We start from the raw sequence: 6,069 nt of genomic DNA on the forward strand, positions 1-6,069 counted from the left end.
CGGGCCCGACGAGGGGGCAACGCCTTACGACGAGTCAACCCTTACGACATGAGTCACCCGTACGGGAAACCAACGCCTTACGAGGGTCGATCGCCACGCCACGCCACGCCGACGCGGGAAGCCGCGTCATACGCGGGCACCGGTGACCCTGGCGATCAGCACACAGGCGTCGTTCTCGCGCGGCTCGTCGCCGAACGTCTCGGCCACGGTCCGTACGCACTCCTGTGTGCCATGGGCGGCGGTCAGCCGTGGCGCGAGCGCGAGCAGCCGCTCGGTGGCGTCCTCGGCGTCCCGGGCGAGCCGTCCGGTGTGCAGCACCAGCAGATCGCCCGGCTCCAGCCGCTCCTCGGACTGGGTATACGCGGCGCCCGTGGTGGCGCCGAGCAGCACGCCGTCGGGAGAGCGCAGCGGGCGCCCCGTCCCGTCGCGGAAGAGCAGCGGGGCGGGGTGGCCGGCCTGCGCCCACACCAGGGTGCGGGTGCGCGGGTCGTACTGTCCGCAGGCGGCGCCGACCAGCGCGGGCGAGGAGGAGACGGCGAGCAGTTGGTTGAGCCGCCCCATCAGCGGGCCCGGCTCGATCCCGGCCACCGCCATGCCGCGCACCGCGCCCAGCAGCATGGCCATCCCGCAGGTCGCGGTCACGCCATGGCCGGTGAGGCCGCCGACGCTCAGCAGGGTCCGTCCGTCCGGCAGTTCGAGCGCGTCGTACCAGTCGCCGCCGATCTGGGCGCTGGACTCGGAGGGGAGGTAGTGGGCGGCGAGGTCGAGGGCGGCGCCGTCGGCCGCCGTCCCGGCGCCCGGAAAGCCGTCACCGGCCGGCAGCCGGAGGGAGCCGCGCCACGGCGGCAGCACGGCCTCCTGCACCTCCACCGCCAGCCGGCGCTCGGTCCGCGCGATCCGCCGCTGGTGGCTGAGGGTGTCCCGGCTTTCGCGCACCGCCCGTTCGCTGCGGCGCAGCTCGCTCACGTCCCGGAGCACGGCCCACATGGAGGCGGTGCTGCCGTCGGTGTCGAGCACCGGCTCGCCCGCCATATGAATGGTGCGGACCGCCTCGTCCGCGCGCACGACGCGGAACTCGCCGTCGATCGGCTTTCCGTCCACCAGGCAGTCCGTGACCATTGTGGTCAGGATCGGCTGGTCCTCGGAGAAGACCCAGGAGGGCAGCTCGTCGAGGGTGAGCCCGCCGTCCCCGGGGTCGCGGCCGAAGATCCGGCACAGCTCGTCGGACCAGGTGACCTCGTCGGAGAGGAGGTTCCACTCCGCGCTGCCGACCCGGCTCAGCAGCGAACCGCGGCCGGTGGCATCGCTCGCGGCCGGGGCCTCGGCCGTCACCCCCGCGTCGGTTTCCGTCCCCCCGTCCGGCTCCGCCGCGTCGGCCGCTGTCCCCTTGTCCGTCCCGCTGTTCGTCCTGGAGGGATCGGCGAGCAGCCCCTCGCGCAGCTCGCCCAGATGCCGGTCGAGGTCGTCCAACTGGTGGACGGCGAGCCGGCACAGCGCACGCTGCCAGCGCACCTGCGCGTCGTCCGTACCGCCCAGGTCCGCGACGGTGTCGCGGCGGACGGCGTCGAGCCCGCCGCGGAGCCGCTGGGTCTGCGAGATGAGTGCGTCGACCGTGTCACGCTGGGGCGGCGGAACGGCGGGATGGTCCGCGGAGCGGGGGGACGGCATGACGTTCTCCGATACGGGCGCGGCGCGGCCGGGTCTTGAGGGGAGGGACCGGTGACGACTCTTGCACAGGCTGCGACATCCCGTAAGCGGTTTGGCAATACCCGATCCGGTGGTGCTTGCGGCATATGCCAATGGCCTTCCGGGGGTATATCGGCCGGGAATCGGCGGAGGGCACGATTCCGGGTAGGCTGCGGCGCTCGGGAGTCCCTCAGTCCCACGCCGTTCATCAGGCATACGGCGCCAGGACATCGGCAAGAATGCCGATCGACGGAAATCCCGTTGCCAGCGAACCTCCCGCACCGGATGCTGACCTCATGTTCGATCCAGACATAGCGCCCAGCGGCACCCTGCTCGGCCTCCTTCAGCGAGGCCGCGGCGACGGGACCCTGCATGCCCTCGCCGCGCCGCGGGCCGAGGCGCTCGCGGCACTGCACCACTGTGTGCTGCGCGACCCCCGCCGTGACTGGCAGGTCGAGAACCGCTCGCTCTATTACGCCAGGCTCTGCCTGGACCTCGACGCCGAGCTCGATGAAATCGAACAGCATCTGTTCCACCCCGACGACCTGGTCAACGACGACGAGGCGCGCACCGGGCTCGCCCTCTCCGTTCTCGGCCACCTCGCCGCCTACGGCAGGGCCGACGCCCTGCGGCTGCTGCGCCGCTACACCGCGGCCGGCAGCAATTGGCAATGGGCCCTCGACGAGCTGGCCCTGCGTGACGACGACCCCGGGCTGCGCGGCCTCGCCTCCGCGGTCCTCGCCCGCTTCCCCGAGACCTCCGAGGGCGACGCCGAGCTGGCCGCCGTCGTACGTGGCGCCTACGAGCCCCGGCCCTGGCGGCTGTGGGCCGGCGATCCGCACCATGGGCCGCGGGTGCGCGCGGCGGCGGAACAGGGCGCCTTCGACCGATGGCAGCGCCAGATGCGGCCCTCGGGACCGCGCCCCGGATGGAGCGTCCACGACATCCTGCTGTGGGCCCAGCGGGAGCACGATCTGAAGCCGGACGCCCGCCGCCCCGACGCGGCGGCCCGCTGTCTGGCCGCCGTCGCCGGTCCCGAGGACCGGCCCGAACTCCTCGCCGCCGCCGCGTCGGCCCCCGACGCCGCCCGCGCCGCCGCGCTGCGCCATCTCGCGGAGATCGGCGACCCCGAGGTGCTCGACCTGATCGAGGCGGCCGTCACCGAGCCGGACGCCTCCGAGCTGGTTTCCCAGGCCGCCCTCTCCGCCTTCGAACGCATGCGTAGCATCTCCGCCCTCGACCGGGCCCGGGTCTGGGCCCACCGCCCCGACGTCCTCGGTGACGCGGCGGCCGCGATGCTCTCCTGCCGCGGCGGTCAGTACGACACCCCGCTGGTGCTGGCGGCCCTGCGCCGCACGGTCCGGGCCGAGGGCCCGGACGCCCAGATCCTGTGGACGCTCGTCGACGGCGCCGGGCGCCTGACGATCTCCTGCGCCGCGCCCGTACTGCGCCATGTCTACCGCGAGACGGCCTCCTCGCACCTGCGCGGCCGCGCCGCCCGCGCACTGGCCGCCACCGATCCGTCCTTCGCGGCGGGCTTCGCCGTGGAATGCCTCTGGGACTGCGAGGAGAGCACCCGCGAGCTCGCCGCCCGGCATGCCGCCACCGCCGACACCCGGGTGGTCGAACAACTCCGCCGGCTGGCCGCCGACCCGGCGGAGGAGGCCGAGGTCCAGACGGCGGTCCGCAGCCGCATCGCGCCCGAAACCCCGGACTTCTGATCCCGCCGGCCGCCCCGGAGCGCGATCTCGCGCCGGGGCGCGCAACCTCGGAGGCGGCAGACGCGTCTTCCCCGGCGGGGTGAAGAGATCGTCACCCTCCGTACCTTCGCGCCATCCGAACAGGGTGTTCACCCAGGCGACAGTTTCACGCCGAGTGACCCGTCGCTCATTGGTGCGGGTTCATCCGGGTTTGATGTGATCTCGTCGGGGTCCTGAACGGGGCCCGGGGAACGCGAAGGCCAACGCTCATGGGACGTTCCACGGCGCGAAACGTGCACGATGCCGGAGCCACCCTTCGTACGCCGACAACACCGGTATGCGTGTCGCCATCGTGACTGAATCCTTCCCACCCGACATCAACGGCGTCGCTCACTGCACGCTGCAAACGGCCGACCATCTTCACCGCCGCGGTCATCACCCCTTGGTCATCGCACCGGCGGGTCCCCCCGGAGGCCCACCGCCCGACACGGCCGGCGGGCCACCCGAAAGCCAAGGGGAGCTCGACCGGTCGCATCCGTACCCCGTTGTCCGTATCCCCTCCCTGCCCCTGCCCGGCTATCCGCAGGTCCGGGTCGCACTGCCCAGCCGTAAGCTCGCCGCCGCCATCACCTCCCACCACAGCGACGTCGTCCACCTCGCCAGCCCCTTCGTGCTGGGCGCGCGCGGGATGACGGCCGCGCTCCGGCTGCGGATACCGGCGCTGGCGGTCTACCAGACCGACCTCGGCTCCTATGCCCGCACCTACCTCGGCGCGGGCGAGAACGCGGCCTGGCGGCGCATCCGCGCCGTGCACACCGCCGCCGACCGCACCCTGGCTCCGTCCACCGCTTCCGCACGTGACCTCGAGGAGCACGGGGTGCCGCGGATCCGGCTGTGGCCGCGCGGGGTCGACACCGAGCGCTTCCACCCCTCGCGCCGCGACTCGGAGCTGCGCCGCTCCCTCGCCCCCGGCGGTGAGCTGATCGTCGGATACATCGGCCGCCTCGCCCCGGAGAAGAACGTCGAGCTGCTCGCCCCGCTGAGCCAGTTGCCCGGCGTCCAGGTGGTCGTGGTCGGGGACGGGCCGAGCGAGCCCGTGCTGCGGGCGGCCATGCCGAGGGCCCGCTTCCTCGGCCGCCGCACCGGCAACGACCTGGCCCGCGTCTTCGCCTCCCTGGACGTCTTCGCCCACACGGGGCCCCAGGAGACCTTCTGCCAGACCGTGCAGGAGGCCCAGGCCAGCGGCGTCCCAGTGGTCGCGCCCGCGGCGGGCGGCCCCCTCGACCTCATCGACCACGGGCGTACCGGGCTGCTGGTGCCGCCCGGGGACGCGACCGAGGTGACCGACGCCGTATCGCTGCTCTCGGCCGACGCGAAGCTGCGCGCGGCACTGGGCCACGCCGGCCGGGAGGCGGTCGAGGGCCGCACCTGGGCGGCGATCGGCGACCAGTTGATCGACCACTACACCGAGGTGCTCGCGGCCCGTACGGCGGTCGCGGCATGAGCGCCGCACGCGCGGCCGCCGGGCCGCACGTGGCCGTGCTGCCCGCGCCTTCGCGCCGCGTGGGCGGAGAAGCGGATGAAAGGCACACAGCGTGAGTTCCGTGGGAGGAGAGAGCAGCATGAGCGACGGCAAGGGCCTGCGCATCGTCCGGCTGGCCAACTTCGTCACCCCCGCCTCCGGCGGCCTCCGCACCGCGCTGCGCGAGCTCGGGGCCGGTTATCAGGCGGCCGGGCACGAGGCCGTCCTGGTGGTGCCGGGCGAGCGGGTCTCGGACGAGCAGACCCGGCAGGGCCGGGTGATCACGCTCCCCGGGCCGACCATCCCCGGCACCGGCGGCTACCGCGTCCTGACCGACCGGCGGCGGCTGACCCGGCTGCTCGACGGCCTGGCACCGGACCGGCTCGAGGTGTCGGACCGCACCACCCTCCGCTGGACGGGGGAGTGGGCGCGGCGCGCCCGCGTACCGGCCGTGATGGTCTCCCATGAGAGCGCGGACGCCGTGCTGCGCACCTGGGGGGTGCCGGACGGGTTCGCCCAAGGCGCCGCGGACCGGCTCAACCTCCGTACCGCGCGGGCGTACTCGCGGATCGTCTGCACCACCGAATGGGCGGCGCGCGAGTTTGTACGGATCGGCGCGCGGAATGTCGTACGCGCCCCGCTGGGCGTGGATCTCGGCCACTTCCACCCCTCCCACCACGACGCCGCGCTGCGCGACCACCACCGCGGCGAGGCGGCCGTTCTCCTCGCCATGTGCTCGCGGCTCTCGCCCGAGAAGCGGCCGGGCCGGGCGCTCGACGCGCTCGCCGAGCTGCGGCGGCGGGGCGTCTCCGCGGCGCTCGTGGTCGCCGGGGACGGGCCGCTGCGGCAGCGCCTGGAGGCCCGCGCCCACGCCGAGGGGCTTCCGGCCGTCTTCCTCGGCCATGTGGCCGAGCGGGCGGGGCTCGCCGCCATCCAGGCCAGCGCCGATGTCGTGCTGGCGCCGGGCCCGGCGGAGACCTTCGGCCTCGCGGCGCTGGAGGCGCTGGCGTGCGGTTCGCCCGTCGTCGTCAGCGCGCTCTCGGCGCTGCCCGACATCGTCGGCGCCGCGGGCGACACCGCCGCGGACAACGGAACGGCCTTCGCGGACGCCGTGGAGCGCGTTCTGGGCCGCTCGGAGCCCCTCCGCCGGGCGGCGGCCCG

The 6,069-nt window shown here is 74.2% G+C and carries 4 protein-coding genes; 3 read left to right on the plus strand and 1 reads right to left on the minus strand.

Annotated elements, in window-relative coordinates; all coding sequences use genetic code 11:
• Positions 1-126 precede the first annotated feature (126 nt).
• Positions 127-1,668: a PP2C family protein-serine/threonine phosphatase gene (locus KN815_RS27145; RefSeq protein ID WP_216344539.1), complete on the minus strand. Its 1,542-nt coding sequence runs from the start codon at positions 1,666-1,668 to the stop codon at positions 127-129.
• Positions 1,669-1,982: 314 nt separating this feature from the next.
• Here KN815_RS27145 and KN815_RS27150 point away from each other — a divergent pair, with 314 nt between their 5' ends.
• The 3 genes from KN815_RS27150 to KN815_RS27160 all read left to right on the plus strand — a co-directional run.
• Complete coding sequence (locus KN815_RS27150) at positions 1,983-3,407, plus strand: HEAT repeat domain-containing protein (protein WP_216344540.1); 1,425 nt, start codon at positions 1,983-1,985, stop codon at positions 3,405-3,407.
• 316 nt (positions 3,408-3,723) lie between these two features.
• Complete coding sequence (locus KN815_RS27155; RefSeq protein ID WP_216344541.1) at positions 3,724-4,890, plus strand: glycosyltransferase family 4 protein; 1,167 nt, start codon at positions 3,724-3,726, stop codon at positions 4,888-4,890.
• Between the two features lie 118 nt (positions 4,891-5,008).
• Positions 5,009-6,069: glycosyltransferase (locus tag KN815_RS27160; protein ID WP_216344542.1), on the plus strand; the 1,061-nt coding region annotated here is incomplete at its 3' end.

This window comes from Streptomyces niphimycinicus, from assembly GCF_018883605.1.
Lineage (GTDB): Bacteria > Actinomycetota > Actinomycetes > Streptomycetales > Streptomycetaceae > Streptomyces > Streptomyces niphimycinicus.

What these genes read in the sequence shown, in the direction of transcription:
- KN815_RS27155 (WP_216344541.1), top strand. Translation starts at nt 3,724, where the DNA reads ATGCGTGTCGCCATCGTGACTGAATCCTTCCCACCCGACATCAACGGC.
- KN815_RS27145 (WP_216344539.1), bottom strand. Translation starts at nt 1,668, where the DNA reads ATGCCGTCCCCCCGCTCCGCGGACCATCCCGCCGTTCCGCCGCCCCAG.
- KN815_RS27150 (WP_216344540.1), top strand. Translation starts at nt 1,983, where the DNA reads ATGTTCGATCCAGACATAGCGCCCAGCGGCACCCTGCTCGGCCTCCTT.